Below are 2,101 nucleotides of genomic sequence, written 5' to 3' on the forward strand. Positions count from 1 at the left end.
GCCGGCACGTCGGCCACCACCGCCTTCCCGGCGGCCACCCAGCATCGCGCCGAGGGCGCGAACGGGGGCGTCTCCAAGGCGTACTCGGGGGGCGCGGCCGGGCGAGCCGCACCGATCGTCCCGCCCACCGAGCGCCGGGGCCCCATGGAGTCGGTCCTGGTGCTGCGCCGGATCGACCCGTGGTCGGCCTTCATCACCGTGCTGGGCCTGATGTTCGCCCTCTACCTGGTGTGGATGGTGGCCATCGGGGTGACGTACCTGCTGCTGTCCGGGATGGGCGTGTGGGACCGGCTCGGGGGCCTGTTGTCCGGCGTCGCGGGCGACGAATCGGCAGCCGTGATCGGGCCGTCGACGATCTTCCTCTACAGCGGCGGAGTGGGACTGCTCAACGTGCTCCTGCTGTCGATCCTGGCCACGCTCGCGGTGTTCATCTACAACCTCTCGGCCGGCCTGACCAGCGGCGGCGTGCAGGTCACGCTCGCCGATCCCCGGTACTGACGGTGCCCCCGGCGCCCGGCCGACGGTGCCGATTTGGGCGGTGGCGCGGACGTCGGGTAGATTGACCTCTCGGTACGAGGGCCTATAGCTCAGGTGGTTAGAGCGCCAAACTGATAATTTGGAGGTCGGAGGTTCAAGTCCTCCTAGGCCCACTCCGCCAGGCAGACGCCGGATCCGCTCGTTGCGGTCCGGCGTTTATGCTTGGAGGTACGGGGCCTTAGCTCAGTTGGTAGAGCGCTGCCTTTGCAAGGCAGATGTCAGGGGTTCGAATCCCCTAGGCTCCACTCACCCGCCGCCCGGCGCGCCCGCCCGGCAGGCGCCCTCCCCGGCGGATAGGGAGACCGTGCACCCCACCCCTCGCGCGTCGTGGCCCCCGTTCGTGCTCATGGCCCTCGTAGTGACCGTGGCCCTCGCGTCCAGCGCCACCCCGTCACCGCTGTACGTCGACTACCAGCAGGACTGGGGCGTCGGTGGCACCGCCATCACCGTGGTCTACGCCGTGTACGCCCTCGCGGTCCTCGTCCCCCTGCTGTTCCTCGGGAGGGTCTCCGACGCGATCGGGCGTCGCCCGGTCATCCTGGCGGGCCTGACGCTGCTCGCGGTGAGCATGGGCATGCTCGCCGCCGCCGGATCCGTGGCCTGGCTGATCGCGGCCCGCGTCATCCAGGGTCTGGCGGTGGGTCTCATCACTGGGTCGGCGACCGCCGCACTGATCGAGCTCCATCCGACCCGGGATTCGCGGGTGGGCGCCCTGACCAGCAGCTCCACCACCAACTTCGGCATCGCGGCCGGAGTGCTCCTCGCCGGGGTGGTGGCCACCTCGTCGTCGTCACCCCTCGTCCACCCCTACCTCGTGATCGGGGCCGCCACGGTCGCGTTGCTCATCGGTGTGGCCACGATCGTTCCCGAGACCGCCGGTGGATCGGGGACCCTGCGCGACGCGCTGCGGGTGCGTCCGCCGTCGGTGCCGCCCCAGGTCCGGTCCGTCTTCGCGCTGGCCGCGGTGTGCGTGATCGTCTCGTGGTCCGTCGGCGGGGTGTTCCTCGGTCTCGGCGGCGCGATCGCCCGTGACCTCATGGGTGCGTCCGATTACCTCGTGACCGGCCTGGTGGTGGCGGCCCTGCAGGCGGCGGCCGGGGTCGCGCAGTTGGTGTGGAACCTGCGGTCCGGGCCGTCGCGGTGGCGGCGAGGGGTGGTCCTGGGCGTGCTCGCGCTCGTCGCGGGGCTCGTCGTCGCCTCGGTCTCCCTGGAGGCCCGCATGGTCGTCGGCTTCATCGCCGCCGCGGGGCTCACCGGCCTCGGGATGGGCCTGCTGTTCCTCATGGGCAACACCCTGGTCGCGCAGAGCGCGCCGCAGGCGGTGCGGGGACAGGTGTTCTCGGCCCTGTTCGTGGTGGCCTACATCTCGCTCGGCGTGCCGGCGGTGATCGCGGCGGTCATCGCCGAGGGCATCGGACTGATCCCGGCGTACCACGTGCTGGCGCTCGCGGTCGGCGTGATCGCGGTGGGTGCACTTGTCGCGGTGGCGCGGCCGGGAGCGGGCGGACGGGCCCGGCGGTCGGGGTCCCGCGACTAGTCGCGACTGCTCAGCGCCTGCGCGGCC

2 protein-coding genes and 2 tRNA genes are annotated in these 2,101 nt (G+C 71.8%); all 4 read left to right on the forward strand.

Annotated elements, in window-relative coordinates; genetic code table 11:
- The coding region (locus G6023_RS08435) for a DUF3566 domain-containing protein (RefSeq protein ID WP_182634980.1) at positions 1-498 on the forward strand (498 nt) is incomplete at its 5' end.
- A 78-nt stretch (positions 499-576) separates the two neighbouring features.
- A tRNA-Ile gene (locus G6023_RS08440) sits at positions 577-650 on the forward strand.
- Between the two features lie 59 nt (positions 651-709).
- A tRNA-Ala gene (locus G6023_RS08445) sits at positions 710-782 on the forward strand.
- 59 nt (positions 783-841) lie between these two features.
- Positions 842-2,074, forward strand: coding sequence for an MFS transporter (locus G6023_RS08450; RefSeq protein WP_182634982.1), 1,233 nt, complete (start codon positions 842-844; stop codon positions 2,072-2,074).
- Positions 2,075-2,101 lie beyond the last annotated feature (27 nt).

This window comes from Dietzia sp. DQ11-71, from assembly GCF_014144995.1.
Lineage (GTDB): Bacteria > Actinomycetota > Actinomycetes > Mycobacteriales > Mycobacteriaceae > Dietzia > Dietzia kunjamensis.